Consider the following 25,868-nt stretch of genomic DNA (forward strand, 5'->3'; position numbering starts at 1 on the left):
CGGGGGTACCCCCCTCACTCCCTTTCCCAACCCCCGCACGGTTTAAATTGGCCGGGTGGGGGGGGGCGGGGGGGGTGGCCCGTCCCGCTCATTCACGGCCCGGGCGCTCGGCGTAGGTCTTGAGGATGTGCAGGGTGCCGGCCCAGTAGAACGCGGTGTGATGGAAGATTGCGTCGGTCGCAAACCCGTGTGCGGTCAGCGCGAGCGTGGTGCCGCCGTCCTCTTCCGCCAGCTCGAAACGCAGGTGCGTGTGGTTGCCGGGTTCGTCGGCCAGCCGCGACAGCGAACTCAGATAGTGATAACCCAGCGTGTGCGGTGGCTCGAACACCAGCACCACGCCGCGATTCTCGAACGCTACGTGGTGGAACCCGCGGATCGCGATGGAACCGCCCACCTGCCAGTCGGTCTCCACGGTTACCCGCATTTCCGGCTCTCCCATCCACTGCGACATATGCGCCGGATCGGTGAGCGCGCGCCAGACCAGCTCGATCGGCGCGGCGATGTGGACGCGCTCGCTGAAAGCCTGCGAGGTCACGAGGCGAGCACCAGCGGCAGGATTCTCTCCAGGGCGCCGCGGATGGCCACCTCGGGATGGTCGGGTTCGCGGGCGGCACGGATGATCAGACCCTCGACCAGCAATTGCATCATCAGGGCACGCGCCTGGCGGTCTTCGGCGCTGCTGCGATGACCACGCGCGCGGTCGCGCTTTTCCAGCCAGGCGATGAACTCGTCGCGCGATGCCTTTTCCGATTTCCGCAGGATGGCGGCGGTGTCGGCGTCACGCGCGCTCTCGGCGGTGATTTCCGCGAACAGTACCGGGCTCCACGAGGTCAGGTCGCCATCGCCCCAGATGCGGAAGGCCTGGACCAGTTCGTCCACCAGCGTGCTGTCGATGGGCAGGTTGTCCAGGCCGAGCCGGCTCTCCACCAGGTGCTGCCGGATGATCGCCTGGATGATCTCGCGCTTGCTCTGGAAGTAGCGATAGATAAGGCCCGCGCTGATGCCGGCCTCGGCGGCGATGTCGCCCATGCTGGCGGCATGGAAACCGCGCTGGATGAAGTGGGTGCGGGAAGCATCCAGGATGCGCGCGCGCTGCGCTTCACCGCGTTCGCTGCGCGTGGCATCGGAAGAGTTCGGATTCGTGGGCATGGCAGGTGGGCGGACGTCGGTGGGCGGAGTCTAACGAAATGCACTTCGGAATGAACGTTCATTCACCTGTAACACAAGCTGCCTAGATTGCGCGCCGTTCCTCCCCCACGGACTTCCACCATGCTTCCCTCCACCGCACGCACCTCCCAGTGCGCCACGCGGCGCGGCCTTTCGCGCGCGCTGCTGGCCACGGCCGTCGGATCGGCCGTGTTTCCCCTCTGCGCGCAGGAAGCGCCCCCCGCTGCCACGGCCGTTCCCGCCGCGGCGCCCGATCCCGGCGCCGTCGCCGACGCGGTGCAACTGGACAACATCGTGGTCACCGCGCAGAAGCGCGCGCAGAAACTGAAGGACGTGCCGATCTCCATCGCGGCCTTCAGCGGCGAGACCATCGAACAGCAGAACTTCACCGACTTCGAACGCCTGTCCACCCGCACGCCGGGTTTCTTCGTGCAGCAGCAGACCGACAGCGCGGCGAGCTTCGTGATGCGTGGCATCGAGGCGGGCAACGCCGGCGCGGTCTCCGAGCCCAGCATTTCCTTCTTCCTCAACGACGTCGACACCAGCCGATCGCGCGGCATGCTGAAGGAACTGTTCGACATCGAACGCGTGGAAGTGGCGAAGGGCCCGCAGGGCACGCTGTACGGCCGCGGCGCGCAGATCGGCGCGGTGGCCGTCTACACTCGCAAGGCCGACCCGGCCGAACTGCAATGGTCGGCCGAGGGCATCCTGGGCAACTACAATCTGCGCAGCGCCACCGGCATGATCAACCTGCCCATCGTCAAGGACGAATTGGCCCTGCGTGTGGTGGCGCGCAAGCGCGATCGCGACGGCTATGCCCGCAACCTGGGCGGCGGCGGCAAGCTCAACGACGACGACATGCTGGCCGCGCGCGCGTCGCTGCGCTGGCAGCCGGCCGAGGATTTCTCGCTGGACCTGATCCTCGATCACCAGGCCGACAACGACACCGCGGCGATGACCAAGGCGATCAACATCGCCTCGCCGGGGGGCGACACCAGTCCGTTCTCCGATGCCGCCCAGAACCGCTACGACCCGCCGCAGCAGCGCGACCAGACCGGCGCGACCCTGCTGGCCGACTGGGCGTTCGCGCCGGGCTGGAGCCTGCGTTCGATCAGCGCCTGGCGCGAGGTCGGTTTCCAGGAATCGTGGGACGTGGACGGCACCACCTATCCGTTCCTGATCGGCCGCAACCTGGCCGACGACCAGCGGATCCTGAGCCAGGAATTCCGCCTGGCCTATGACGATGGCGGACGCTTCCGCAGCGCTTTCGGCGTGAGCTATTACAACGATCGCACGCACAACCTGTTCGAATACGTCATCAACGAGCAGTACCTGCTGGCCGGCTTCCCCCGCGGCACCACGCCGGTCACCGAATTCATGGGCCGCCCCGTGACCACCGGCGTCTCCACGCTCACCTCCACCCGCAACCAGCGTGACAGCTGGTCGGCCTACTTCAATGGTTCCTACGATCTGTCGGACCGCTTCACCGTCGATGCCGGCGTGCGTTTCACCCACGACCGCGACACCGTGCGCAACTGGGCGCGGGTGTCGACCGTGGACGGCATCGCCCCGATCGCGATGCCCAACGGCCTGGGCAACTCGCTGGGCCAGGCCTTCTCCAACCGCGCCGACTACGACCTGGTCCAGCCGCGCGTGGCGGTGACCTGGCGCGCCAGCGACCGCATCAACCTGTATGCGGGCGCATCGCGCGGCCTGCGCGCCGGCTATCCGCAGATTTCCTTCGCCGCGCCGGTCAACGGACAGGCGCAGCCGACCTACGGCGACCTGAAAACCGAGGAAATCCTCAACTACGAGATCGGCGCCAAGGGCACCGTGGGCGATCGCTTCTACTTCGAAGCCGCCGCCTTCACCTACGACTACACCGACTTCCAGACCCGTGCCACCGATCTGACCGTGGGCGTGGTCAACGCCGGACGCGCCTCGGCCTACGGCGCCGAACTGCTCGGCCGCTGGCGCGCCACCGACCGGCTCACCCTCTCGGCGGCCTACGCCTACCTGCACAGCCAGTACGACGAATTCCGCGAGGTGGTCAACGGGCAGATGGTGGACCGCTCGGGCAACGTGTTCCGGATGGCGCCGGAGCACACCGCGTCGCTGTCGGCGGAATGGCGCGCGCCGGCCTTCGGCAACTGGGATTTCTTCAGCAATGCCAACTATGCCTGGCGTTCGGAGTATTTCCTCAACAACGACAACCTCCGGAGCGAGATGCAGAAGGCATTCGGGCTGCTGGACCTGCGCGCCGGCTTCGAGCGCGCAGACGGCACCCTGCTGATCGAGGCCTACGCCGAGAACCTGCTCGACGAAGAATGGGTGCGCGATGTCGGCAACGGCGGCAAGTTCTTCGGCGTGCCGACCTCCATCCGCGCCAATCCGCGCATGTTCGGCATCCGCGTGCAAATCAAGGGCTGGGGAGACAGCTGATGAAAACGATCCTGATTCGCTCCATTGCAGCGCTGCTGCCCCTGCTCGGCCTGGATGCCGGTGCGGCCGAACCGCGCCTCAACCAGATCCAAGTGATCGGCACCCACAACAGCTACAGCCAGCCGGCCGATCCGCGCGTGTTCGAGGTGATGTCGCCGCGCCTGCAGCCGATGCTGGACGCGATGATGCAGCGCATGCCCGAAGACATGCGGAAGAAGATGGAGGACGAGCATCCCAATCCGCTCGCCGCCAATCTGGAGGGGGCGCTGGAGTATCGCTTCCCGTCGCTGGACACCCAGCTGCGAGCGGGGCTGCGCAGCCTGGAACTGGACCTCAACGTCGATCACGATGGCGGGCGCTTCCTGGATCCGCTGTCCTATCGCCTGCTGCGGGCGCAGGGTGCGAAGGACCTGGCGCCGTTGCATGCGGACGCGCTGCGCGAGCCGGGGCTGAAGGTGCTGCACATGGCGGACGTCGATTTCCGCAGCAGTTGTCCGACCTTCCGGACCTGCCTGCGCCAGCTGCGTGACTGGTCCGACGACAATCCCGGTCACACGCCGGTATTCATCCTGCTCGAGCCCAAGTTCTCCAACCTCGCCGCCGCGCTGCCGGACGCGACGCCGGTCGCGCCGTTCGATGCGCGCGCGTTCGACGAGATGGAAGCCAGCCTGGGCGAGATCATCGGCCGCGAAAAGCTGATCGTGCCCGACCAGGTGCGCGGCACCCACGCCACCCTGGAGGCCGGCGCACTGGCGGGCAACTGGCCGACCCTGTCGCAGGCGCGCGGCAGGTTCGTGTTCCTGATGATCGTGCCGGGCCTGAACATGGCGGCCTTCTCGCCCTATCTGGAAGGCCATCCGAACCTGGAAGGCCGGCTGGCCTTCGTGCAGGGCGAACCGGGCATGCCCCACGCCGCGTTCCTGATGATCGACAACGCCATCACCCAGACCGCGCGCATCCCGGACCTGGTGCGCAAGGGCTATCTGGTGCGCAGCCGCGCCGACATCGACACCGGCGAGGCCCGCAGGAACGATGTCAGCCGACGCGATGCGGCGCTGTCCAGCGGCGCGCAGATCATCTCCACCGACTATCCGTTCACCCCGAACATCTTTGGCAATGGCTATCAGGTGAAGCCGTTCGCCGAGGGCTGGCGCGTCAATCCGATCAACGGCCAATAGGTTCGCTCTCTTGGCGGCTTCCCATGCCCCGTCATTCCAGCGCAAGCATGGAATCCATGCTGGCGAGCCGCCCCACCCATTGCGGCGGCTCGTCCTCGCGCGGAAATGGATTCCGGCTTTCGCCGGAATGGCGACGCGAGGAGGCCGGGGGGCGCTTTTTTCCCGGAAGACGAGTTCAAACGGGTCGCATTGCCTGTGCTCGACCTGTCGTGACACAGGTTGTTGCGCGTACCGTCGAAGAAGAAGCCCAGGTATAGCGTCCGTTGGCAGGACATCGCATCGTCCGCCGACTCGGCGCAGGTGATGGTTTTGCGGTCGCTGACGGTGAGCTGCCAAGGGATGCTGTGTACGTTGTCGGGCAAACGGCTAATCGTCATGCGGGGTAGCCTCCTTGGCAGCTTGGCGCTTGGCCTGGTCCCGCTTCACCCAGCCGCTGTGCTCGCACCAGTCCGTGCCGGGGCGCTCTTTGCGGCATTGCGACTTGGGAGACAGCAAGCCATCGGGAAAGTCGGGATTGTCGGGGCCAACGAAGGTGGGATAGAGCTTGATTACGTCATCGGGGAAGAAGGCCACAAACAATGTGGCCATTCGCCCTTTTTCATCCTGCTGGTAGGGCTCGGTGGCGACCTCGCGCTTGAAAAGCGCTTTGCGGTCCTTCTCGTAAAGCGCTTCGTCACGCCATTGGATGGTCAACGTGTAGTTCGGGTCGCGCTTGCGCGGCACTTCGGCGGAGCCTGCGATGCCACCGCCACCACTGTGCGCCATGGCGTTGCTGGCCCAGGAGCCGTTCACATACACCACACCGATGTAGTGGTCGGTGTAGTTCAGGACAGTGACCCGCAACGGCACCATGTCGCTGTCGGCCTTCACGGCCGGTGGCGGGTCGGCGGGCTTGCAGCCGGTCAGGGCCATCGCCATCAAGGCCGACAGCAGGAGATGGCAGGCGGTCTTAAACATGGTCGTCTCTGGGGAGGGGAATGTAGGTCGTGCCCGGCCATTCGGGAATGCCGGAACCGTTGTTGCGCGTACCGTCGAAGAAGAAGCCCAGGTACAACGTGCGCCGACACGACATGGCATCGTCCGACGATTCGGCGCAGGTGAGGGTCTTGCGTTCGTTGACGGTGAGTTGCCAGGGGATGCTGTGTACGTTGTCGGGCAAACGGCTAATCGTCATGCGGGGTAGCCTCCTTGGCAGCTTGTCGTTTGGCCTGGTCCCACTTCACCCAGCCGCTGTGCTCGCACCAATCCGTATTGGGGTGTTCCTTTCGACGTCTGATTCCTGGTTTGGGCGGCATTTAGTGCGAAGATGCAGCCGATTTGATGATCAAATACCATCAGTCCTGCGGCGAAAGCACAGTTGCCTGCCGCATCAACGCCGTTGCCTCGTCCTGCAAATCGACGCCGCTTCGGGACAACAGTCTCTGAGCAGTCGCCAAATCTTCCTTGCATGAAGGCGAATCGCACGCGCCCTCACCCATCCAGCGCTCGTCCTGCGTAACCGAACCGAAGAACTTCTTTCCTCCCACCCACTTGGATTCCCAGCTTGTTGGCGGGTAGCCGGGGTGCCAGCCCCGATAGGACAACGAGCCGCCATAGCGAACCACCTTGCCCTCAAACAACATCCATGTTTCCTTTCTTTCCATCTCAGGACGACCGATTGCCTTGTCGGCTGGCTCACTCATGGAAATTGAAAGTTCCGTCAAGGGACCATTTTGTGAAAACCAGCCCCGGGTGCTTGCAGGCAAGTTGCGCCAGGGCGATAGCCGTTCGGAAACTTGTGGAATAACTCCCTGTCCGCTGATTTCGAACGGAGACAACCGAACAGGAGGTTGATGCTGCCTGAAGCTGGTGGGAACTTGCCCTCCCTGGATGTCTTCTGCGTGTTCCATGGCCCAACTTTTAACGCGGTCGTGGGGCGCGTGATCCCACTCAAGTGGAACAACTTGATTCGATTCCAGGATCACTCTGCCACGCACCATCGCAACCGATGCGCTGATGGATTCGGATGAAATCATGCCCGGAGTGGGCAGTTGAAGAGCAACCAAGTCATAACCGCTATTCGTACCCTGCACAACGCTGAAATCCAGCCTCTGCATGCACGTCTTCTGGCCTGCGTAAACTCGTCGACCCTTCTTTGTCAGTGATTTTTCCCATGCTACGAAAACAGGGGCCCGCCACAGGGCCGTCGTTGGGGCATCCAGCGAGATGCCAAGCAACTTGTAGGAAGAGCGCGGTGGGTTGGGTAATGCGATTCTCAGCTTCAAGGGCCATACGCCAGGCTCCGATACAACCTCCGGCCGCCCTTGAACGGCAACCGTTTTTACGATTTTCTCCTGCCTTTCCTCGATGTGAGGGCCTGGCAGGCAAGTGACACCCGGCATGCAGGTGAACAGTCGAAGCCGCTTTCGCGTACGATGCGTTGCCCCTGAAACGGGGCCGTAATGCGCGCTGAATCGAGCGTTGCTCCATACCTCGGTCCACAAGCCGCGAGTTTCCGGCGTGTCTTCCAGGTAGATGTAGGAGAAGTCGGAAAACTCCAGTTCGGCGATTAGATGCTCGGCGCTTGCCATGCTGGTCGGCAAGAGCAGCGTCAAGCACAACAAGCCACGCCGCCAGAGCGGTTTTTCCTTCGTCATTGCTTTTTCCTGATGTCGATAGTGGATGAAAAAGACTCTCCCGGCGGTGTTTTTCTTCATGCCATCCACCTCAGGGCGCGCCGGGCCCAGGTTTTCCAGTAAAGCGTCAGCCGCACGCCTTTCGGCCGATATCTCGATCTGACGGCAGCGGCGGCTGCGTAACCCGTGAAACGTCTGAGGGGCTGGGTTTGCACGTGCCAAAGCCGGACGGACCGCCGCCGCCGCTGCTGGGGTTGCCCATGCCCTGGTGCAGCCGGCGCACGTATTTGCCGTGCCTGGCCGCTTCGCGCGTCGGCGGTTTTTTACCGGGGACGTACTCGCGGCAACGATATTGTCGGCCTTCCCCATCGCGCCGCTCTTGCCCGAGCGGGTCATGCAGCCGGGCCACATTGCCGTGTGACTTGCTCGATTTATCGTAGTGCAGGTTATTGCGCGCGCCATCGAAGAAGGAACCCGGGTGCAACGTGCGCTGACACGGCGAGGCATCGTCCGGCGATTCGGCACAGGTGATGGTTTTGTCCTGATGACGGGCGCACAAAAGGTTTCACGGCGCCTTGCTCATCTGGATTCCCACCGGAAGAAGGGGCCGACGTGGAGCGCACGGGGCGCCCTGCAAGATCCCTGCACCGTTTCGTGGTCGCCCGTTTCGGCGAAGAAGAATGGGACTGCGTAGAGCGCGGCCGATGCCACCGCGCAGAACAGCAGGGCGCAGGACAGCACGCGCTTGCCCCATCCCGGAATGCCCCATCGTTCGACGGACCGGAAACCGACGTGAGCCACGATGGGGCTGATCAACCCGTAGACCAGCAGACTCAGCAGCATGCCGGGCCAGTACACCCAACGGCTCAGAGAGCCGACCCCGCTGGCATGCCAGGGAAGAGGAATGCCGTAGGCGCGGAATCCGTCTTCGCAAGTGCCGGTCACCGGATCAAGAAGTCCGGCCTGCCATTCCAGGGTGATGTTGGTGAACAGCAGGACCCATACCCCCACCACGACGAACTGTCTCGCCCGGCTACGCCCGGACGTCGATTCTTCAATCACGTTCGACCCTGCACGGCGTGAAGAGGGGCTCGCGCGCACCGGGCAGCGAAGCGCACGGGCGCGCGGGCTGCACCACGGCAGTTCCGCCACGCGGCGACGAAGGCGTCGGGCGCACGCGGATCGAATCGACAATGGCGTCCCACAGCTCCAATGCTTCTTTATCCGATTTGAAGGCAGGGGGCGGTGGTTTACCGTTTTCATTGCTGCGTTCCAGTACCGCCAGTCCCGCAGTAAGATGGGGCTCGGTTAGCGATTCCTCCTTGCCTTGAACCTCCCACATGAAGGTATAGCCGCGCTGCCCCTTATCGCTTCCCGCAACCAGATATTCCTCTCCAGGAAGGCTCCCGACAGGATGCTTTCCTTTTCTTAACCTTTCCATGCCTGCAAACGTGGAGAGCATGTTTTGCACGAAGCCGTCGACTCGCTCAAGAAGGCTGTTTAGCTCAGCTCCCGTGGAGGAGCGGAATTCAAAGCGCGCGCCGGGGTGGTCAGGGAAAGTGACGCCCACTCCAAACCTCTCTACTTGAAAAATATCTCCTGCAATATAAGCCTGGTCGATGCAAAAACCCGGCTCGCTGGGGATCTCATTAGGTCCACGGGAACGTATGTTCCTGGCTATCTCTGTAGATATTTCGACACCACGTTGTTCTCTGTCTGTCGATACGCCCCCTTTCCAGCGATAGGCTCGCCAGGTTGGACTTGATGTGAAGTAAGAATCCAACTCATACATTTCCAGGCTTGCATCTGAGTCCCAAGAAAGTAACCCCGTAGCTCCACTGCCAAAGTTAATCTGCCGAATGAACATTCCTTTGTCTATCTTCCTATGCTGATGACCTCGTAACTCCCTCTCCCGCTGGGATATCCTCGTTATAAGTTCATCAGGTGTATCATCCAATCGCTCGATAATGTCGCCCCACAGGTGGTACCCGGCATTTATTACCGCGTCAGGCGGCAGATCAATCAGAAAGCGACCAAAGCAATGAGTGGTCCATCCGGTCTTGTCCATGGAGGGGCTCCGAGAAGAAGAAAGCGAAGTGCAACTGGTCATGCTGGTCAAGACCACCAACCCAAGTACACCAAGCAAACGACGGGGACGCATCATGCCCCTCCTTTATCTTTTTTATCGTAGGGAAAGGGAAACCCGTAGGCGCGGAATCCGTCTTCGCAAGTGCCGGTCACCGGATCAAGAAGTCCGGCCTGCCATTCCAGGGTGATGTTGGTGAACAGCAGGACCCATATCCCCGCCACGACGAGCTGTCTCGCCCGCCTGCATCCGGACGTCGATTCTTCAATCACGTTCGACCCTGCACGGCGTGAAGAGGGGCTCGCGCGCGCCGGGCAGCGAGCCGCACGGGTCGGGTCCAGGTCCTCCGGAAAACCCGAGCGGCGCATTTCCTCACGCATGGCCGCCGGTACTCCGGTGCGGCTGTCCTGATGCGGGCCTCGCGTTCTTGCTGTCCTCGGGCGACGTAGTCGCGCGTCGTCACCCCGGCGAGACGGATCGCGCCCGGCGTGCCGGGGACAAAGACATGCCGGCGAACCGGCGGGGGCATGGATATCAAGCGGACGGGCTCGCTGGACAACGGTGGACTCCCCGGAAGCGGCATCGCAGCTTGGAGGAGACCGCGACCGCAAGCCATCGGAAAGTTCCTAGATCGGACTCAACGCTTGCGGGCGGATCTTCTTCTGCGATGCCGCTTGGGATTCGGCAGGTTTTTCCGGCGCAGGCGTTCATCCCGCTGAAAGGCCGCCCAGCGTGCGCGGTCCTCCTTCCACGCCTCCTGCCGCCTTCTTTCCTCCGGATGCCTGCGTCGTCGTCGGCGAAAGCGATGCAGGCAAATGGCAACGAGGACAAGCAGGGTCGAGACGAACGCGATGAGCGCGAACTCACCGGCGACATTGGCCCGTGGCCGGAGCAACTGGGCTGCGTTTATCTCCTCGGAAGCGATTGCATTCAGCTTCCAGCCCATCAAGAGGAGAAAAGCGGAGATCAGCAGGCGTTCGATTCGCCGGAAACGCGCCAGCGGTTTCATGGGGTAGTCGAATAACAGGCCGGCACACGCCAACAGGATGAAGATCCAGAACACACCGATGAAGACGGCGGTGATGAAGAAGAAAGTCATGACGGCGTGAGGAGCCGTCCAGCGTGGATCCACGCGTGAAGGCTCATGTTGCTCGCACTTGATTCGTGCAGGAACGATCGTTCGCGATCGCAGCCGTGTCGTGCACGGAGTGGGGCGGAAACGTGAATGAACCGGACGCCATCAACGATCGGACGCATCTTCCGCACGCGTGATCACGGTGGTACTGGCAACGACGTCGCCCAGCCTTTGGGTGGAATCCATCCATATCATCCAATCCAGCACCGCAACAAACGTGAGCAGGAAGTCGGCGAGGAAAAGATTGCGAACGAAAGACCGGCCCAGTCCGCAAGGCAGACCGTCGGATTTCCTCACCAAGCTGATTCGCATGACGATCTTGCCCGGACTCCGTCCTCCCGACAGCCCGTCCTTCAGCATCAGGAAGAGTGCGGGAGGGAGCAGCGTGTACCCCCAATAGGGGCCCGAAGTCTCGATGCCGATGGCGTGCGCGGCCAGCACGGCAAGCCAGCCCACGCAAAAGGCAACGGCCAGATCGATCGCGATGGCCGCCAGGCGTTGCGGAAAGCTGGCGAGGCGCGCGTGGAAGGGAGGGCATGGATAGCATGCGGGTACGTGCCGGGAACAGCGAGTATGGAGACCGGGCTGCGTCGTTCTCCATAGGAGGATTCCGAGCCGTCGCTTGCGGATGCGAAGGTGGCGTCGCTTTCCGCAAGGTGGTGGGATCAATTCCCCAGGCTGGGCGCAATCAACCCCGCCGATACCACCGCCAGCGCGATGCCCGGCCAGTCCTTCCGGCGCCCGCTAGTCGGAAGGAGTCGGCCGCTTGGCTTCCGGCTTCGGGTACATCCAGCGTTTCCACACCCAGACGATGGGGAGCAGCAGCGGCAGCGACAGCGCGTGCGCCAGGTGTTGCCATTGTCCCGGATGGCGGGCGATGTAGCCCGCGAATGCCTCGATGTTCCCGGAATCCCACAGCGACTGGATGAAAGGCGGCCAAACGAGGAAGTAAATGCACGCCCGCACGAACAAGAACAGGACGAATGCCATCGCGCCAAGCCAGAACAGTTTCCAGGGCCGGGTTTCCGGCACCGCGGCCTGGTGAGGCCAGCGAAAGCACAGGTAAACCGGAAGCGCGGTCCAGAGCAGCAAGGCGGGCAGCGCATACACGGTCCGGAACGGATCGTCTTCCGAATAGGGAACGAAATCGGTGGGCGTCCACTGCGAATCGGCGCTCTCCAGCAGGGCCGCCAGGATGAGCATCACGAAGGCCGCCATGATCGCGGCACGCCGCGCATGGTCCGGACGCGCCCGGGTCGGGACGGGGACGGCGGGAAAAAAAACATCAGGAGTTTCCAGCCGCCAACGACGTAGATCGATCCCAGCAGCAGCATCAGCGGCTGTGACAACCGGAGCGCCAACCGCCGGCGTTCCCATGCATCTTCCTGCGTATGGATGCGCAGGTTCAGGATGTGCTCGAACAGGCCGACCATTCCCCGCGTCAGCGTCCAGCCGCCGAACAGGCCGACCACCGCATAGGCGATGGCGAACCCGCCCAACAGGTTCCCCGCATTGCGATAGCCGGCGGGGCATGCCGCTCCAGATGCCGTTGCGCGACGAAAAAGGCCATGCCGCACAGAAACAGGACTTGTGTTCCCAGGTGCGTGATCCAGGCGACCAGCGTGGCGGCATCGCCTTCCTGGGACACGGCGACGCCATGTCTGATCGGAGGCGCCGCCGACGGGGTCAGCAGTATCAGGAGCGCGATGACGGGCAGGGCGACCAGCGCCGCGTTCCAGGGGAGGGCGGACGGCCTGCCGGCTTCCATGCCGGGCTGCGCATTCGCCGGTCCTTGCGCGGTTGTCTTCATGTGCGGGTGTCCAGACGCGCGGGGATTGCGTGCGGCGGAATCTAGACGTGGGCACCGCGTGGGGCCATCGGAGGACTCCGAATCACAGGTAAGCGCTGTGCCGTCCGGGAAGGAGCCCCCCGCATCGACGGCCCACGGGATGCGAACGGGTTCAGCGCCCCAGGCTGATCGCGATCAGCCCCACCGACACCACCGCCAGGGCGATGCCCAGCCAGTTGATCCGGCTGAGCTTCTCGCCGAAGGCGAAGGTGCCGACCAGCGTGCCCAGCACCACCACGCCCAGGTTCATGGTGGCGAATACCACCGCCGGGTTCGAGGGCAGCGCCTGGTGGGCCTTGATGTAGAACAGGATGTTGGCGAAGTTGCAGGCGCCGACCAGCCCTCCCGCGAGCAGCGCGGCGCCGTCGCGGCGGGGAATTCCCTTGACCAGCCTCCCGCCTTGCAGCGCCAGCATGCAGGTCAGCGCGCCGGCGAAGGCGATGGTCAGCGACGCCGCGAACGGAGTACCCGCCATCGCGACGCGCTTGAGCAGGATGTCGACCGCCGCGTAGCCCAGCAGCACGGTCAACGGCAGCAGCCAGCGCGCCCGCGAGGCGGCCGTCCCGCCCTCGTCGCCCGCACGCGGACGCGAGACGATGCCGGCGATGGCGATCAGGCCCAGCAGCAGTCCCGCCAGCTTGCCCGTGTCGGCGGTCTCGCCGAAGAACAGGAACGCCGCGCCCAGCGAGACCACCAACGACAGGCGCTGGGCCACGTCGGTGCGGGCGATGCCGGCGGCGCGCACCGAGGCCGCCATCGCCAGGAAGATGCCCGGCAGCAGGACCATCAGCAGTCCGAGCGCCAGCCACGGCGTGCCCGGCTCGCGCAGGCGGTCCAGAGGCGGGTCCAGGGTTGCGAAACAAAGCAGCAGGGCCGCCACGTAGTTGCCCAGGATCACCGGCACCATCCCCAGTCCACGCCGCTGCGCCAGCTTCAGCAGCACCCCGACCAGCACGCTGAACAGGACGCTGACAATCAAGAAAGGCATGGGCGGGCCGATAGGGATGGGTTGGCGATTATCGCCCGCTGGCCGGGAGTGCGCCGAATTCGCGTTCCAGGTCAATGATCCCGGTACTTACGGGGCATGGAAGATGGTGCACATTCGCTTATCATCGCGGCTTCCGCGGGCTGCCATTCGGATGGCTGCGGCGGAGCAGGGGAGGGGCCACAGGCCCCGCAAATGTTTCAACCAAACAGGGATTGATTTTTCATGTTGAAGATTTCTTTGAAGCAGGCCGCGCTGGCGGCCTCGATGCTGATGATCGCCGTGCCCGCCTTCGCCGCCAAGAGCGCCCAGGACACGCGCAAGGAAAAGGTCGCGCAGATTCCGACCTGCGCCAAGCCGCTGGGCACCATCTCGGTGATCGAGCCGGAAGACGTGGTGAACTGGTGGACCGGCCAGCAGCTGCCGGCGCCGTCGCGCCTGATCAAGGTATTCGTCAACAAGTCGCGCTGCTTCACCCTGGTGGACCGCGGCGCGGGCCTGAATGCCGCCATGGGCGAGCGCGCGCTGGCCGCCGACGGTGAGCTGCGCAACCGTTCCAACATCGGCAAGGGCCAGATCAAGGCGGCCGACTACGTGCTGGTCCCGGATCTGATCTCGCAGAACTCCAACGCCAGCGGCAACGCCATCACCGGCCTGCTGGGCGGCCTGATCGGCGGTACCGCCGGTGCCGTGGTAGGTGGCCTGAACTTCAAGAGCAAGACCGCCGACGTGGTCCTGACCCTGACCGACGTGCGCTCGTCCGAGCAGGTCGCGATGGCCGAAGGCAACGCCAAGAAGACCGACATGGGCTGGGGCGCGGGCGGCGGCCTGTTCGGCGGCAGCGGCGTCGGCGCGGCCGGCGTGGGCGGTTACGCCAACACCGAAATCGGCCAGGTCATCACCCTGGCCTACCTGCAGGCCTACACCGATCTGGTCACCCAGCTGGGTGGCGTTGCCGAGAACGCCTCGGCCGCCAGCGCGCAGCAGGCCGTGGAGATGACCAAGCCGGGTCGCCTGTTCGCCAACGCCAAGGGCACCGGCAAGGCCGTGCGTGATCTGGACGTGGGCATGATGCTGTACCCCACCGGCAACAAGGAAGGCGTGATGTGGGAAGTCGAGGACGAACTCGGCAACAAGGGCTGGGTCTCCTCCACCCTGACGCAGCTGGCCCGCTGAGGCCGCACCGCATCGCATGACCGGAAGGCCGCGGGAAACCGCGGCCTTCCGCGTTTCCGCGCCGGTCCCGCTGGCCGCGCGCTTGGTTTTCACCCGGCCCGGCCCAATAATCGGTGCCATGGAAATCAAGTCCGACAACCCTGAACACGGCTTCCAGTTCCCCGGCACCTTCGAGCTGAGCGCCATGGGCACCGCCAACGCGGGCCTGGAAACCGAACTCCCCAAGCTGCTGACCCAGGCCGGCGTGGAAGTGATCCACGAGGACATCACCTGGAAGCATTCGGCCAACGGCAAGTATGTGTCGGTGCGCATCGCCTTCCAGGCGGCCAGCCGCGAACAGTTCGACGCCGCGCACGAAGCGCTGCGTTCGCACCCTGAAGTGAAGTGGACGCTGTGAGCCGCCCCTGCGTGGTGCGCGAGCTGGGCCGCCAGCCCTACGAGCCGGTGTGGCGGGCCATGCAGCGCTTCACCGACGCGCGCGACGAACACACCCCCGACGAACTGTGGCTGGTCGAACACGATCCGGTGTTCACCCTCGGCCAGGCCGGCAAGCCCGAGCACGTGCTCGCACCCGGCGACATCCCGGTGGTGCAGGTGGATCGCGGCGGCCAGGTGACCTATCACGGTCCCGGCCAGATCGTGGCCTATCCGCTGTTCGACCTGCCGCGGATGAAGGTCGGCGTGCGCGAGTACGTCTGCAAAATCGAGCAGGCGATGATCGACACCGCCGGCGAATGGAACATCCACGCCGAGCGCAAGGCAGGCGCGCCCGGCGTGTACGTCGCCGGCGCCAAGATCGGCGCGCTCGGCATCCGCGTGCGCCATGGCCGCACCTTCCACGGCCTCGCCTTCAACATCGCCATGGATCTCTCGCCGTGGCATCGCATCAATCCCTGTGGCTACGAAGGCCTGCGGGTCGCCACGCTGGCCGATCTGGGCGGTCCGTCCGGGCTGGAACAGGTCAAGCCCGTCCTGCTGGAAAAAATGGCCGCGCAGTTCGGCCTGGACCTGCAACGCGAAACCACCTTGCCGGATCTCTCGCTGGCCGCCTGACGCGCGGCCTGGCCTCGTGTAGGCGCGACGTCGGTTGCGACCGTACGCCCGACGCATCCGATCGTTTCGGTGCGCAGACGAGGGACGGGCGATTGAAATCGGGCGTGCACGCCGCCTTTCCGGTCGCGACCGACGTCGCTCCTACAAACCCCCGGATGGCATGCCACAATCCGGCGGTATGGATGACAACGTTCCGGTTTCCGATACCGATCTCGATTCCCTGATCGAACGCGGCCTGGCCCGCCTGCGCGAGTCCTCGCCCGTTGCGGCGGAACTGCTGGCCGATCCTGCCCGTGCGGCGCGCGTGGGGCGGGTGATCCTCGCCAGCGACTTCGCCACCGAAACCCTGCGCCGCCAGCCGGAGCGACTGGAAGCCCTGCTGCACGACGATGGCGCCGCGCCGACACCCGCGCCGGTCCTGGCGGTGGATGAATCCGCGCGCTGGCAGGAGCAACTGCGTCGCTATCGCACCGCCGAATCCACCCGCCTGATCTGGCGCGACGTGCTGGGCCTGGACGATGTGGACGCCACCCTGGCCGGCAGCACCCGGCTGGCGGAAAACTGCCTGCGCATCGGCCTGGAAGCGCTGGAAGCCGAATTCGCCCAGCGTCACGGCGTGGTCCGTGCCGCCGACGGCAGCGTGCAACGGCTGGTGGTGTTCGGCCTGGGCAAGCTGGGCGGCGGCGAACTGAACTTCTCTTCCGACGTCGATCTGGTCTACGCCTTTCCGCACAACGGCGAATCCGATGGCGCGCGCGCATTGGCGGCGGAGGACTATTTTGCCCGGCTCGGCCAGCGCCTGGCCAAACTGCTGGACGAGCCGACGGTCGACGGTTTTTCCCACCGCGTAGACCTGCGCCTGCGTCCGTTCGGAAACGCCGGGCGGGTCGCGCTGTCGTTCGCCGGCATGGATCAGTATTTCCAGCGCGAAGGCCGCGACTGGGAGCGCTACGCCTGGTTGAAGGCGCGCACCGTGGCCGGCGACATCGAGGCGGGCGAGCGCTGGCTGGAAAGCCTGCGCCCCTTCGTCTACCGCCGCTACCTGGACTACACCGCGCTGGACGGCCTGCGCGAGATGAAGGCCGCGATCGCCGCGGAAGTGGCGCGGCGCGAACTCGCCGACGACATCAAGCGCGGCCCCGGCGGCATCCGCGAAATCGAATTCCTGGTGCAGGCGCTGCAGCTGATCCGCGGGGGACGCGAACCGTCGCTGCGCGAGCGCCGGCTGATGCCGGCCCTGCGCGCGCTGGTGGCCGCCCGCCAGGTCGTCGAAAGCGACGGCGCCGCGCTGGGCCAGGCCTACCGCTACCTGCGCCGGCTGGAAAACCGCCTGCAGATGCTGCGTGACGCGCAGACCCACGTGCTGCCGGACAATCCGCTGGATCGCGAACGCATCGCGCGCGGGCTCGACTATCCGGACTGGCCGGCCCTGCTGGTCGCCTTGCAGCGCCAGCGCGATCGGGTGGCGCAGGAGTTCGCCGAGCTGCTTGCGCCGCGCCGCGGGCAGGCCGCGCCGGGCGCGCTGGAACACTACTGGCGCGCCCTGCCGGAAGGTGGCGACGAGTCCACCCTGGCCGAAGCCGGTTTCGCCGATGCGGGCACCGCCGATGGCGCGCTGCGCGACTTCGCCCGCTTCTCCGGCGTGCGCGCCTTGTCCGACGCATCGCGCGCGCGCCTGGATCGGGTCGTGCCCGCGCTGCTGGGGGCGGCGGCGCGTTCGGCGCAACCGGATGCCGCGCTCAAGCGCGTGCTCGCGTTGCTGCAGGCGATCCTGCGCCGGGCCAGCTACCTGGCGCTGCTGGACGAGCAGCCCAGCGCGCTGGCGCGACTGGTCGACGTGCTGGCGCGCAGCGCACTGCTGGCCGAACGCTTGGCGCTGTATCCACTGCTGCTGGACGAGTTGCTCGACGCGCGCGTGTCCGGTCCGCTGCCGGATCGGCAGAGCCTGCATGCCGAGTGCAATCGCGCGCTGGACGGCGGTGATGCCGAATCCACCCTGCGCGAATTGAACGAGCGCCGGCTGGCGTTGAGTTTCCGCATCGCCATGGCGGCGCTGGACCACCGTGAGCCGGCACGCGAGAGCACCCGCCAGCTGGCGTGGCTGGCCGACGAGGTCGTGCGGGTGGTGCTGCGCACCGCCGAGGACGAAGTCGCCGCCGCGCACGGACGCGTGCCGGACGGTCGTTTCGCGGTGATCGGCTACGGCAGCCTGGGCGGTGAAGAGCTGGGCTTCGGTTCGGATCTGGATCTGGTGTTCCTCTACGACGCGCCCGCCGACGCCCAGTCCGACGGCGTGCGTCCGCTGGAGGCCGGGCGCTGGTACGCGCGGCTCGCGCAGAAGATCGTGGCCCTGCTGGGTGCGGAAACCGGCGCCGGCCGGCTCTATGACGTGGATGTGCGCCTGCGCCCGGACGGCGCCAAGGGCCTGCTGGTGTCGTCGTTGGCCAGCTATCGCGAATACCAGCGCGAGCGCGCCTGGACCTGGGAACACCAGGCATTGGTACGCGCACGCGGCGTCGCCGGCGATGACGGGTTGATGCAGGACTTCGAGGACATCCGCGACGCCACCCTGTCCCGCTCGCGCGATCCGGCGAAGCTGCGCGAGGACGTGGTCGGGATGCGCCAGCGCATGCGCGCGGAGCTGGATCGCAGCGATGCGGCGCGCTTCGATCTCAAGCAGGGCGAGGGCGGCCTGGTCGATCTGGAATTCCTGCTGCAGTACCGCGTGCTGCGCGAATCCGGTGCGGCGCCGGCGCTGCTGACGCCGCGCAACACCGCATCACTGATCGCCGCGCTGCTGGCGACCGGCCGTATCGACGAGCGGATTGCGCAGGCGCTCACCCAGGCCCATTCGGTGTTCCTCGCCGAAGGCCTGGCCTGCACCCTTGATCGACGCCCGCGGCTGGTACCCGAGAATGCGGCGATCGCCACCGCGCGCGCCGCCGTCCGCCACGTGCTCGCGGCACACGATCTGGATTTCGATACCCGCTCCCCGTAGGAGCGGCGCAAGTCGCGACCGGAAATTTGACGGTCACGGATCGCCCGCGGTCGCGACTCACGTCGCTCCTACAGGAGCGCGCGATCACTCCGCGGCATAGAACCCCGAGCGATCCAGGAACGCCTGCGCCGCAGTGGCATCCCGGTAGTCCAGCTCGATGATCTCGGCCAGCGCGCGTGTTTTGTCCGGCGCGCGCTGGTAATAGTCGCGCATGATGGCGTAGCCGATGTAATAGCCCAGATCGCCGACGCCGTGGGCGTTGCCGGGGCCGTTGTAGAGCCAGCCACTCCAGTCAGGATCATGCATCCGCGGCTGGAATTCGCGCTTGAGCGTGGCCTCGTTGCGCGGACCGTAGGTCATGTACGGCAGCGCGGGAACCTGCCCGGTGATCCGCTCGGCGACGAAATCCGCCGCGCCCTCGTACATCGCCTGGGCCAGAAGATGGGGACCGGGGCCCTGCTGCTGGGTGTGCACGTATTCATGCACGTTCAGCAGCACCAGTTGCTTGCCCGGTTCGCTGCGGAAATAGCTGTCCAGCGCCTTGGACATGCGTTCCGGCAATTCGGAAACATCGGTGCGTGCGTCGCCGCCCGCCAGTTCCGCGCCGATCAGCACCTTGTCGTCCCGCGTGGTGCCGCTGGAGCGCAGGCAGCCGATGGTGAAGTAGATCTCGGCCGGGCGCAGTGCCGGATACAGCGCGCGGAAGCGGGCGATTCCCGGCGCGAACTCGTCGCCGCGCTTTTTCAGCGCCAGCGTGCCGGCGCGGACCGAAGTCCAGAACTTCGGATAGCGCCTGATGGCGTCCAGATAGCAGGCGGCGTCGTAACCCTTGGCCTGCATGAAGGCTTTCAGGCCGGGCGTACCCGGTGCCAGGAAGTCCTGTTCGAGGATCCGCTGTCGTTCGGCCTCGTCCGGCGTGGCGATGATGCGATCGTAGGCGCGCCAGAAGCGGTCGATATCGGAGGATTCCACCGCCCGGACGTCGTCTCCACGGCTTAGTGCCGGAAGGGCCAGGATCATCAGGCCAAGCAGCAGGGCGGCCAGTCCGTGTACGTAGCGCATGCGGTCACCATCCGTGCCAGAGGCGGGAACCGGTTGGATGCGCGCAGTGGCGTACAGGTTTAAGGCGTGGATCGCCGCTGGCGCCGAATGTGAGATTCAAGCGTGATCGGCCAGATAGGCGATGCGATCGCCGACGAAACCGAATTCGGAACGGCCCTTCAATTCCAGCACGGTGCCGGCGACCGGGCCACCGGGAATGTCCCGGGCGAGCGTGCCCCGGTAATCGATGTCGACAGTGGTCCGATCCGGCCCGAAGTGCCAGCCGCTTGCCCGCTGCTCGCGCGCGCTGAACAGTCCGCTTGATTGTTCGGCCAACGCGCGGAACGCCTCGCGGCCATCGGTGGCGACCGTCAGTTCGCCGCCGGCATGGTTCTCGAATCGAACCTCGTCGTGCAGCAGCGCCACCATGCCGTCGATGTCGAAGGCGTTGTAGGCGGCGATGTAGCGTTCGATGAGGGCTTGTCGCGCGGCCTGATCCATGGGGTGTCCTTTGGGGCGTGATCTCGTGGGCGTGATTTCGCGAGCGGGACCCGTGGGCCTGTCCTTGCCAGCGAGTTGCACTCTAACTGTCCAGTCGTTCCCTCAACAACGTCGCCACCCGCGCGGTCTCCTGCAGGGGTTCGACGTCGAACGGCGCCAGCTTTCCATCCATCGCGCGGATCCGGCCGCGGGCGAGCAGGGCATCGATGAAACGGCGGGGACGCCCGCGCACCCGCGAAGGGTCGAACACGAACACCGGCGCGCGGGTGGCGCAGGCCTCGGAGATCATGTTGACCGAATCCGGCGAGCACACCAGCCGATCCGCCCAGGCCAGCAGGCCGGGATAGGGGTTGGGACCGTCGCGCCCGTCGAGCCAGGTCAGCCCCGGGGTTTCCACGAAGCGATGGCGCAGGGCGGCCCGGACCTGCGCATCGGTGCGGCGCGACGCGGTGATCAGCAGGCTACCGCCATCCCGCGCCAGCATCGCCTCCAGGCGTCCGGCCAGCACCTCGAAGGCATTGCGGTCGAAGCGGGCATGCGCGCTGCTGCCGCCGAGCAGCACTGCGGTGCGAGGTCCGGGCAGATCGGCGAACGCGGTGAAATCGGCGCGCGCTTGCGCCAGCCAGGCGTCGTCGATCGGATTCAGGCTGCCCTGCACCGTGAGCACGTTGGGCCCGGAAAGCCCGTCATGGGCTGGCGCGACCACCCAGTCCCACAGTGACGGATCCAGCCGTGGATCGAGAATCTGCACCGTCCGGGCGCCACGCTCGCGCAGCAACCGGGTCGCCAGCGCCGCCTGCCGCCCGCAGCCGATGGCCACGCGGGGGGGCGAGGCCAGCGCGGTCCGGAACGCCGCGCCGAAGGCCGAGGCGTCGCCCGGCAGGTGGCGCGGTGCCCACCAGCGCCAGGGCGCGCGCGGCCGCAGGACGTGGGACGCATGTGATCCGGGCGCCAGCGCATCGGCCAGCGCCTCGGCCTGGCGGACATTGCCGGCGTGGCCGTCGGTGAGCGTCCAGAAGGGTTCGGAAAGGGGGGCGGGGCGGTCCATCTGTTCCACCTGTCAAAACAATCCGTTCCGGAACACCCGGATGATCGCCAAAGTCGGGACACTCTACACTGGCTGGGTTGTGATTCGGCCGGCCGGGCGAATCCGATGCGCCCGATATCGCCTCTTTCGGACAGGCCCCTTCCGGGCTGCCGGCGGAGCGCCGGTCGCGCCGTCCGCGTCGACCCGGCCTTTACGAAGCCTGCCGTATTCGAATGACCACCACCCCCGGAGATTCCATCATGCGCAAGACCCTGTTGATTGCCGCCCTGTTCGCGTTGGCCGGTTCCGCGTTCGCCGCCCCGGTCACCTACAAGATCGATCCCAACCACACCGACGTGATCGCCCAGTGGAGCCACTTCGGCTTCTCCAATCCCAGTGCCCACTTCGGCAAGGCCGACGGCACCATCGTGTATGACGCCGACAACGTGTCCGCCTCCAAGGTCGAAGTGACCCTGCCGCTGTCCGGCCTGAACAGCTTCGTCGCCGATTTCGACGAGCACCTGCGCAGCGCCGATTTCTTCGATGCCGCCAAGTTCCCGGCCGCCACCTTCAAGAGCACCAAGGTCGAGGCCGCGGGCGAAGGCAAGCTGAAGGTCACCGGCAACCTGACCATCAAGGACATCACCAAGCCGGTCGTGCTGGACGTGACCCTGAACAAGGCCGGCGAGCACGCCATGGCCAAGCGCGCGGCGATCGGTTTCGACGCCACCGCGACCCTCAGCCGCACCGAATTCGGCGTGGGCAAGTTCGCGCCGGCGGTCAGCGACGAGGTCAAGCTGCGCATCACCACCGAAGCGATGGTGCCGAAGGAATAAGTCCCGCGGGGGCCGGTATCTCCCTCCCCCGACCGGTTCCCACCGCGCCGCCCGGCTCTCCCCGGGCGGCGTTCTTGTTTGCGGAACCTGGTTGCCGCCGGCGCCGATTGCCGCGTGCGGCGGTCCCGTCGCGGCGCCGGTGGTAAACTTCCCCCGGTTTCCCCGAATCGCCATCCTCGCCATGAGCCAGACCGCCACCGCGCCCGCCAACGCCGAGAAGCGCTACACCGTGCACCGCGCCGACCTGCCGTTGAGCTGTCCGCTGCCGTCGATGGCCCTGTGGAACTCGCATCCGCGCGTGTACCTGCCGATCGAGGATGCGCCCGGCGGCGAAGTCCAGTGCCCGTACTGCGGCTCGCATTTCGTCCTCGCCGATTGATCCCCGCCGGGCCCCGATGCCCCGCCTGACCGTGGTGCAACTGCTGCCGGCGCTGGAGTCCGGCGGCGTGGAGCGATCGACGCTGGAGATCGCCGAGGCACTGGTGCGGGCCGGACATCGCGCCATCGTCGTCTCCGCCGGTGGCCGCCTGGTGCCGCAACTGGAACAGGCCGGCGCCGAACACGTCACCCTGGATATCGGCCGCAAGTCGCTGCTGAGCCTGCGCCATGTGCGCACCCTGCGTGATCTATTCCTGCGCCTGCGTCCCGATCTGGTGCACGCGCGCTCGCGCCTGCCGGCCTGGCTGGGCTGGAAGGCGTTGGGCGCCATGCCCGCGGCGCAACGCCCGGGGTTCGTCACCACTGTGCATGGCCTCAATTCGCCGGGCTATTACAGCGCCATCATGACCCGCGGCGAGCGGGTGATCTGCGTCTCCGACACCGTGCGCAGGTACGTGCTGGAACACTACCCGCACACGGATCCCGGCAAGCTGCGGGTGATTCCGCGCGGCATCGATCCGACACGCTTCCCACGCCGGGCATGGCCTGATCGCGCCATGCGCGCGCAGTTCACCGACGAACACCCCGCGCTTGGCGGGAACGGCCCGTTGCTGTTGCTGCCCGGACGCGGAACCCGGTTGAAGGGCCACGGAGACGCCGTGGCACTGCTCGGCCGGCTACGCGCCGGAGGACTGGACGCGCGCCTGTGGATGCCGGGCGCGCGCGAGGCCGGACGCGAGCAGTACATCGGCGAACTGGAGCAGCAGGCCAGGCAGGGTGGTTTCGGCGACGCGCTGGTGATCACGCCACCGACCGCGCGCATTGCCGACGCCTATGCGGCGTCGGATCTCGTCCTGCAACTGTCGCGCAAACCCGAGGCATTCGGCCGCACCGTCATCGAGGCGCTGTCGGTGGGACGCCCGGTAGCGGGCTGGGCCCATGGCGGCGTCGGCGAATTGCTAGCCGAACTGCAGCCGCAAGGCGCGGTGCCGCCATTCGACGTGGACGCGCTGCTGCAGACGGCGCGATCCCTGCTGGCGTCGCATCCCGCGTCGTCAGCGGCTACGATGCCGGCCTACACCCTGCGCGCGATGCAGGACGCCACGCTCGCCACCTATCTTGAACTCGCCCATGACCGCCACCGGATCGCCGATCACTGAGAACGCGCAGCGGGCGCCGCACGGTTGGCGCTGGGCGCCGGCGTGGGTGCTGACCTTCGTCGCGCTGTGGCCGACGCCGGGATTCGCCGAGGGCGTGATGGTGCTCGGCGCGCTGGCGGCCATCATCCGCCTGCTGCTGGCGCGTTTCCGTGGCAGCACCCGCCTGCTCAGCAATCCCGCATGGGCGCTGACCAGCGTGATGTTCCTGGCCTATTGGCTGCCCGAATTGATCTCCGTGGTCGAGGCGGTCGATTCCGCGCGCGCGCTGCGCGAAGCGGTCGTGGATCTGCGCTACCTGCCGTTCCTGTGGCTGGTGGCGGCGGCGGTGGCGAACGAGCGCGGCCGGCGCACCACATTTGGCGGCCTGGCGATCATCGTCGCGGTATGGACGCTCGATGCGTTGCTGCAGGCCGCATTCGGGACCAGCCCGCTGTTCTGGGGCCTGGATCAGCTCAAGCAGCTGACCAGCGGGCATTCGATGTGCACGCCCGAGGACGTGGCGATGCTGGATCGCCTGAGTGGTTTCCTCGGGCCCTGCAATCTCAAGCTCGGCGTGGTGCTGGCGAGTCTTTCACCGTTCGCGTTGTTCGGCGCTGGCCGGAAGCTTGGCACCTTCGGCTGGATCCTGGCGGCGGCAGCGATCGGCGTGGTGATCATCCTCGCCGGCGCCCGCGCGGCATGGATCACCTACGCATTGGTCCTGATCTTCTCGGGCCTGCCGCTGCTGGGCTGGAAGCGCCTGCTGGCGGTGTTCGTCTTCGGCGCGCTGGCATTGGTCGCGCTGGGCGTGGCTTCGCCGCAGCTGCGCGAACGCCTGGACCGCACCAGCCAGGCACTGGCCGCCGATGAGGATGGCGTGGACATGGCGCTGTCCGGGCGCACCCAGATCTGGGGCGCGGCCTGGTGCATGGTCAAGGATCAACCCATCAACGGCGTCGGCGTGCGTGGTTTCCGCAAGGCATTCCCCGAGTGCGATCCGCTGCATGGCGGGCGTCCCGCGTGGGGCGAGGGTCCGGCGCTGCATGCGCACCAGCTCGTGCTGGAAGTGCTGAGCGAAACCGGCGTCATCGGCCTGCTGCTGTGGCTGGCGGGCGCCGCGCTGGCGTGGCGCGCCTGGCGTTACGCCACCCCGCAGGCCAAGGAACGCGCGCGTCCGGCCATGCTTGCGCTGGCGGTGACGGTGTTCCCGTTCAATACCCACCTGGCCTTCTATTCGACGTTCTGGGGCGGGCTCACCCTGTTGCTGGCGGCGCTGTACACCGGCAGCCTGCTGGCCCGCGAAGCCGAACCGGGCAACGACGGTTGACCTGACCGGTCAGTCGTACCACTTGCTGCGCCCTTCGGGCTGGCGCTTGAAGCGGCGATGGATCCACAGGTATTGGGCGGGCGCCTCGCGCACCATCGCCTCGATCCGGGCATTGACGCGGGTGCTGTCGGCCACCGCATCTTGGGTGGGGAAATCCTCGAGCGGCGGCGCCACCCGCAGGATGTAGCGTCCGCCTTCGCGGCGATGGAAGAACGGCACCACCGCGCAGCCGGTCAGGCGCGCGAGCTGGTGGGTGGCGGTGATGGTGGCCGCCGGCACGCCGAAGAACGGCGCGAACACCGTGTCCTTGCCGCGCATGTCCTGATCCGGCGCATACCAGAGAAAACCGCCCTGCTTGAGATGGCGCACCGCGCCGCGGATCTCGTCGTTGGTGAACATGTGGGTGGCGTAGCGCAGCCGGCCACGCTTGACCGCCCATTCGAACACCGGATTGCGGTGGCGCCGGTACATGCCGGCCAGTTCGATGTGATCGCAGATCAACCGGCCGCACATCTCAAGGGTCATGAAATGCCCGGACACCATCAATACGCCCCGGCCCTGCGCACGCAGTGCCTGCAGGTGTTCCAGCCCTTCGATGACCACATCGCGGCGCATCGGCGCGATCGAACCCCACCAGGCGCGCGCGAATTCGAACAGTCCCACCCCCAGGGCCAGGAAACTGTCCTTCAGCAGCGCCTCGCGCTCGGCTTCGCCCATCTGCGGGAAGCACAGCGCCAGGTTGACCTCGGCCGCGCGTCGCCGCGAAGGCGCCAGGTAGGGTGCCAGCCTGCCGATGCACGCGCCCAGTACGCGCTGCACCGGCCAGGGCAGCCACGCACCGGCCACCATGACGCCCAGGCCCAGCCATTTGAGCCATAGGCGCGGGGAGAACGGGGGACGGGTGGGCATCTGCGGGGCGGCCATGGCTTAATTCT

Annotated in this window: 28 protein-coding genes; 10 read left to right on the forward strand and 18 right to left on the reverse strand. The window is 66.2% G+C overall.

Annotated elements, in window-relative coordinates; all coding sequences use genetic code 11:
* Nucleotides 1-88 precede the first annotated feature (88 nt).
* The gene (locus tag AC3DE2_RS11420; protein ID WP_488426272.1) at nt 89-535 is read right to left on the reverse strand and encodes an SRPBCC family protein; all 447 of its coding nucleotides are present in this window, start codon (nt 533-535) and stop codon (nt 89-91) included.
* Entirely contained in the window at nt 532-1,149 is a 618-nt protein-coding gene (locus tag AC3DE2_RS11425; protein WP_488426273.1) for a TetR/AcrR family transcriptional regulator, read from the reverse strand. The genes AC3DE2_RS11420 and AC3DE2_RS11425 overlap by 4 nt, the downstream gene beginning before the upstream one ends.
* Before the next feature lie 120 nt (nt 1,150-1,269).
* On the opposite strand from AC3DE2_RS11425, the gene AC3DE2_RS11430 reads away from it, so the two are divergent.
* Together AC3DE2_RS11430 and AC3DE2_RS11435 are read left to right on the forward strand one after the other, a co-directional pair.
* Nucleotides 1,270-3,609: a TonB-dependent receptor gene (locus AC3DE2_RS11430; protein WP_488426275.1), complete on the forward strand. Its 2,340-nt coding sequence runs from the start codon at nt 1,270-1,272 to the stop codon at nt 3,607-3,609.
* A complete protein-coding gene (locus tag AC3DE2_RS11435; RefSeq protein WP_488426276.1) occupies nt 3,609-4,787 on the forward strand; it encodes a Ca2+-dependent phosphoinositide-specific phospholipase C in 1,179 nt (392 codons plus the stop codon). The genes AC3DE2_RS11430 and AC3DE2_RS11435 overlap by 1 nt, the downstream gene beginning before the upstream one ends.
* Nucleotides 4,788-5,153: 366 nt before the next feature.
* Here the strand turns inward: AC3DE2_RS11435 and AC3DE2_RS11440 are convergent, their stop codons facing one another.
* The 12 genes from AC3DE2_RS11440 to AC3DE2_RS11495 form a co-directional block, all read right to left on the reverse strand.
* Nucleotides 5,154-5,744, reverse strand: coding sequence for a DUF3304 domain-containing protein (locus tag AC3DE2_RS11440; RefSeq protein ID WP_488426277.1), 591 nt, complete (start codon nt 5,742-5,744; stop codon nt 5,154-5,156).
* The gene (locus AC3DE2_RS11445; protein ID WP_488426278.1) at nt 5,737-5,961 is read right to left on the reverse strand and encodes a hypothetical protein; all 225 of its coding nucleotides are present in this window, start codon (nt 5,959-5,961) and stop codon (nt 5,737-5,739) included. Before AC3DE2_RS11445 ends, AC3DE2_RS11440 begins: the two co-directional genes overlap by 8 nt.
* A gap of 160 nt (nt 5,962-6,121) precedes the next feature.
* Nucleotides 6,122-7,483: a hypothetical protein gene (locus AC3DE2_RS11450; protein WP_488426279.1), complete on the reverse strand. Its 1,362-nt coding sequence runs from the start codon at nt 7,481-7,483 to the stop codon at nt 6,122-6,124.
* A 46-nt stretch (nt 7,484-7,529) separates the two neighbouring features.
* Nucleotides 7,530-7,961, reverse strand: a complete 432-nt coding sequence (locus tag AC3DE2_RS11455; RefSeq protein ID WP_488426281.1) for a hypothetical protein — start codon at nt 7,959-7,961, stop codon at nt 7,530-7,532.
* 20 nt (nt 7,962-7,981) lie between these two features.
* Nucleotides 7,982-8,464, reverse strand: a complete 483-nt coding sequence (locus tag AC3DE2_RS11460) for a hypothetical protein (RefSeq protein ID WP_488426282.1) — start codon at nt 8,462-8,464, stop codon at nt 7,982-7,984.
* Nucleotides 8,457-9,470 carry a T6SS immunity protein Tli4 family protein gene (locus tag AC3DE2_RS11465; protein WP_488426283.1) on the reverse strand — a complete coding sequence of 338 codons (1,014 nt, stop codon included), beginning with the start codon at nt 9,468-9,470 and terminating at the stop codon, nt 8,457-8,459. The genes AC3DE2_RS11460 and AC3DE2_RS11465 overlap by 8 nt, the downstream gene beginning before the upstream one ends.
* A 92-nt stretch (nt 9,471-9,562) precedes the next feature.
* Nucleotides 9,563-9,868, reverse strand: coding sequence for a hypothetical protein (locus AC3DE2_RS11470; protein WP_488426285.1), 306 nt, complete (start codon nt 9,866-9,868; stop codon nt 9,563-9,565).
* A 257-nt stretch (nt 9,869-10,125) separates the two neighbouring features.
* On the reverse strand, nt 10,126-10,620 hold the full coding sequence (locus AC3DE2_RS11475; RefSeq protein ID WP_488426286.1) for a hypothetical protein: 495 nt from the start codon (nt 10,618-10,620) through the stop codon (nt 10,126-10,128).
* Nucleotides 10,621-10,728: 108 nt separating this feature from the next.
* Nucleotides 10,729-11,292 carry an RDD family protein gene (locus AC3DE2_RS11480; RefSeq protein ID WP_488426287.1) on the reverse strand — a complete coding sequence of 188 codons (564 nt, stop codon included), beginning with the start codon at nt 11,290-11,292 and terminating at the stop codon, nt 10,729-10,731.
* A gap of 75 nt (nt 11,293-11,367) precedes the next feature.
* Complete coding sequence (locus AC3DE2_RS11485) at nt 11,368-12,000, reverse strand: hypothetical protein (protein WP_488426288.1); 633 nt, start codon at nt 11,998-12,000, stop codon at nt 11,368-11,370.
* A 64-nt stretch (nt 12,001-12,064) separates the two neighbouring features.
* A complete protein-coding gene (locus AC3DE2_RS11490; RefSeq protein WP_488426290.1) occupies nt 12,065-12,433 on the reverse strand; it encodes a hypothetical protein in 369 nt (122 codons plus the stop codon).
* Between the two features lie 151 nt (nt 12,434-12,584).
* Nucleotides 12,585-13,460 carry an EamA family transporter gene (locus tag AC3DE2_RS11495; RefSeq protein WP_488426291.1) on the reverse strand — a complete coding sequence of 292 codons (876 nt, stop codon included), beginning with the start codon at nt 13,458-13,460 and terminating at the stop codon, nt 12,585-12,587.
* 222 nt (nt 13,461-13,682) lie between these two features.
* Here AC3DE2_RS11495 and AC3DE2_RS11500 point away from each other — a divergent pair, with 222 nt between their 5' ends.
* The 4 genes from AC3DE2_RS11500 to glnE all read left to right on the forward strand — a co-directional run bounded on the left by AC3DE2_RS11500 (nt 13,683) and on the right by glnE (nt 18,684).
* Nucleotides 13,683-14,633, forward strand: coding sequence for a CsgG/HfaB family protein (locus AC3DE2_RS11500; protein ID WP_488426292.1), 951 nt, complete (start codon nt 13,683-13,685; stop codon nt 14,631-14,633).
* 118 nt (nt 14,634-14,751) lie between these two features.
* Nucleotides 14,752-15,030, forward strand: a complete 279-nt coding sequence (locus AC3DE2_RS11505; RefSeq protein WP_183639346.1) for a DUF493 family protein — start codon at nt 14,752-14,754, stop codon at nt 15,028-15,030.
* The gene (lipB, locus tag AC3DE2_RS11510) at nt 15,027-15,686 is read left to right on the forward strand and encodes a lipoyl(octanoyl) transferase LipB (RefSeq protein ID WP_488426293.1); all 660 of its coding nucleotides are present in this window, start codon (nt 15,027-15,029) and stop codon (nt 15,684-15,686) included. Before AC3DE2_RS11505 ends, lipB begins: the two co-directional genes overlap by 4 nt.
* Before the next feature lie 178 nt (nt 15,687-15,864).
* Nucleotides 15,865-18,684, forward strand: a complete 2,820-nt coding sequence (glnE, locus tag AC3DE2_RS11515; RefSeq protein ID WP_295380765.1) for a bifunctional [glutamate--ammonia ligase]-adenylyl-L-tyrosine phosphorylase/[glutamate--ammonia-ligase] adenylyltransferase — start codon at nt 15,865-15,867, stop codon at nt 18,682-18,684.
* Between the two features lie 84 nt (nt 18,685-18,768).
* Here glnE and AC3DE2_RS11520 read toward each other — a convergent pair whose 3' ends face one another.
* From AC3DE2_RS11520 to AC3DE2_RS11530, 3 genes are all read right to left on the reverse strand, one after another.
* On the reverse strand, nt 18,769-19,746 hold the full coding sequence (locus tag AC3DE2_RS11520; RefSeq protein WP_488426294.1) for a DUF2268 domain-containing putative Zn-dependent protease: 978 nt from the start codon (nt 19,744-19,746) through the stop codon (nt 18,769-18,771).
* 96 nt (nt 19,747-19,842) lie between these two features.
* Entirely contained in the window at nt 19,843-20,226 is a 384-nt protein-coding gene (locus AC3DE2_RS11525; protein ID WP_295380781.1) for a nuclear transport factor 2 family protein, read from the reverse strand.
* A gap of 82 nt (nt 20,227-20,308) precedes the next feature.
* Complete coding sequence (locus tag AC3DE2_RS11530; protein WP_488426295.1) at nt 20,309-21,274, reverse strand: mitochondrial fission ELM1 family protein; 966 nt, start codon at nt 21,272-21,274, stop codon at nt 20,309-20,311.
* Between the two features lie 239 nt (nt 21,275-21,513).
* Between AC3DE2_RS11530 and AC3DE2_RS11535 the strand changes: the two genes are divergently transcribed.
* The 4 genes from AC3DE2_RS11535 to AC3DE2_RS11550 all read left to right on the forward strand — a co-directional run bounded on the left by AC3DE2_RS11535 (nt 21,514) and on the right by AC3DE2_RS11550 (nt 24,933).
* On the forward strand, nt 21,514-22,089 hold the full coding sequence (locus AC3DE2_RS11535; protein ID WP_295380818.1) for a YceI family protein: 576 nt from the start codon (nt 21,514-21,516) through the stop codon (nt 22,087-22,089).
* Nucleotides 22,090-22,270: 181 nt separating this feature from the next.
* The gene (locus tag AC3DE2_RS11540; protein ID WP_141455457.1) at nt 22,271-22,468 is read left to right on the forward strand and encodes a zinc-finger domain-containing protein; all 198 of its coding nucleotides are present in this window, start codon (nt 22,271-22,273) and stop codon (nt 22,466-22,468) included.
* Nucleotides 22,469-22,484: 16 nt separating this feature from the next.
* Nucleotides 22,485-23,627, forward strand: a complete 1,143-nt coding sequence (locus AC3DE2_RS11545) for a glycosyltransferase (RefSeq protein ID WP_488426296.1) — start codon at nt 22,485-22,487, stop codon at nt 23,625-23,627.
* Nucleotides 23,599-24,933: an O-antigen ligase family protein gene (locus AC3DE2_RS11550; RefSeq protein WP_295380831.1), complete on the forward strand. Its 1,335-nt coding sequence runs from the start codon at nt 23,599-23,601 to the stop codon at nt 24,931-24,933. The genes AC3DE2_RS11545 and AC3DE2_RS11550 overlap by 29 nt, the downstream gene beginning before the upstream one ends.
* Nucleotides 24,934-24,942: 9 nt before the next feature.
* Here the strand turns inward: AC3DE2_RS11550 and AC3DE2_RS11555 are convergent, their stop codons facing one another.
* A complete protein-coding gene (locus AC3DE2_RS11555) occupies nt 24,943-25,857 on the reverse strand; it encodes an LpxL/LpxP family Kdo(2)-lipid IV(A) lauroyl/palmitoleoyl acyltransferase (RefSeq protein ID WP_488426297.1) in 915 nt (304 codons plus the stop codon).
* Between the last annotated feature and the right edge of the window lie 11 nt (nt 25,858-25,868).

The organism is Pseudoxanthomonas sp. 68-E7, from assembly GCF_057773145.1.

Coding starts and splice junctions, on each gene's coding strand:
- AC3DE2_RS11470 (WP_488426285.1), bottom strand. CDS start 9,868: ATGCGTGAGGAAATGCGCCGCTCGGGTTTTCCGGAGGACCTGGACCCG.
- AC3DE2_RS11465 (WP_488426283.1), bottom strand. CDS start 9,470: ATGGACAAGACCGGATGGACCACTCATTGCTTTGGTCGCTTTCTGATT.
- AC3DE2_RS11550 (WP_295380831.1), top strand. CDS start 23,599: ATGACCGCCACCGGATCGCCGATCACTGAGAACGCGCAGCGGGCGCCG.
- AC3DE2_RS11490 (WP_488426290.1), bottom strand. CDS start 12,433: ATGAAGACAACCGCGCAAGGACCGGCGAATGCGCAGCCCGGCATGGAA.
- AC3DE2_RS11450 (WP_488426279.1), bottom strand. CDS start 7,483: ATGAAGAAAAACACCGCCGGGAGAGTCTTTTTCATCCACTATCGACAT.
- AC3DE2_RS11445 (WP_488426278.1), bottom strand. CDS start 5,961: ATGACGATTAGCCGTTTGCCCGACAACGTACACAGCATCCCCTGGCAA.
- glnE (WP_295380765.1), top strand. CDS start 15,865: ATGGATGACAACGTTCCGGTTTCCGATACCGATCTCGATTCCCTGATC.
- AC3DE2_RS11520 (WP_488426294.1), bottom strand. CDS start 19,746: ATGCGCTACGTACACGGACTGGCCGCCCTGCTGCTTGGCCTGATGATC.
- AC3DE2_RS11440 (WP_488426277.1), bottom strand. CDS start 5,744: ATGTTTAAGACCGCCTGCCATCTCCTGCTGTCGGCCTTGATGGCGATG.
- AC3DE2_RS11545 (WP_488426296.1), top strand. CDS start 22,485: ATGCCCCGCCTGACCGTGGTGCAACTGCTGCCGGCGCTGGAGTCCGGC.
- AC3DE2_RS11500 (WP_488426292.1), top strand. CDS start 13,683: ATGTTGAAGATTTCTTTGAAGCAGGCCGCGCTGGCGGCCTCGATGCTG.
- AC3DE2_RS11540 (WP_141455457.1), top strand. CDS start 22,271: ATGAGCCAGACCGCCACCGCGCCCGCCAACGCCGAGAAGCGCTACACC.
- AC3DE2_RS11525 (WP_295380781.1), bottom strand. CDS start 20,226: ATGGATCAGGCCGCGCGACAAGCCCTCATCGAACGCTACATCGCCGCC.
- AC3DE2_RS11495 (WP_488426291.1), bottom strand. CDS start 13,460: ATGCCTTTCTTGATTGTCAGCGTCCTGTTCAGCGTGCTGGTCGGGGTG.
- AC3DE2_RS11485 (WP_488426288.1), bottom strand. CDS start 12,000: ATGGGAACGCCGGCGGTTGGCGCTCCGGTTGTCACAGCCGCTGATGCT.
- AC3DE2_RS11530 (WP_488426295.1), bottom strand. CDS start 21,274: ATGGACCGCCCCGCCCCCCTTTCCGAACCCTTCTGGACGCTCACCGAC.
- AC3DE2_RS11535 (WP_295380818.1), top strand. CDS start 21,514: ATGCGCAAGACCCTGTTGATTGCCGCCCTGTTCGCGTTGGCCGGTTCC.
- AC3DE2_RS11505 (WP_183639346.1), top strand. CDS start 14,752: ATGGAAATCAAGTCCGACAACCCTGAACACGGCTTCCAGTTCCCCGGC.
- AC3DE2_RS11435 (WP_488426276.1), top strand. CDS start 3,609: ATGAAAACGATCCTGATTCGCTCCATTGCAGCGCTGCTGCCCCTGCTC.
- AC3DE2_RS11555 (WP_488426297.1), bottom strand. CDS start 25,857: ATGGCCGCCCCGCAGATGCCCACCCGTCCCCCGTTCTCCCCGCGCCTA.
- AC3DE2_RS11425 (WP_488426273.1), bottom strand. CDS start 1,149: ATGCCCACGAATCCGAACTCTTCCGATGCCACGCGCAGCGAACGCGGT.
- AC3DE2_RS11430 (WP_488426275.1), top strand. CDS start 1,270: ATGCTTCCCTCCACCGCACGCACCTCCCAGTGCGCCACGCGGCGCGGC.